1 protein-coding gene is annotated in these 219 nt (G+C 60.7%); it reads left to right on the plus strand.

The features are described 5' to 3' along the window. Nucleotides 1–219 (plus strand): immunoglobulin-like domain-containing protein (locus DM374_RS33020; protein ID WP_157969854.1); only part of this gene is annotated, 219 nt, incomplete at both ends.

The following is a 219-nucleotide window of genomic DNA, read 5'->3' on the forward strand; positions in this document are numbered from 1 at the left end:
TGAGCACCTGGAAACCGCAGGTACTCCGACCACCGTCGTCACCGATGACCCAGCTCGTCTGGACACCACCGGTCTGACCCTCTCGGCCACCGGTTCCGTGCAGGAAGGCGGCAGCATCGTTTACACCGCCAAGCTGACCAACCCAGCCGGCACCGAGATGAAGATCACCTTGAGCAATGGTGAAACCATCACCATTGCCAAGGACGCCACCGAAGGTTC

It is taken from the genome of Pseudomonas huaxiensis (assembly GCF_003231275.1).
Taxonomy (GTDB): domain Bacteria; phylum Pseudomonadota; class Gammaproteobacteria; order Pseudomonadales; family Pseudomonadaceae; genus Aquipseudomonas; species Aquipseudomonas huaxiensis.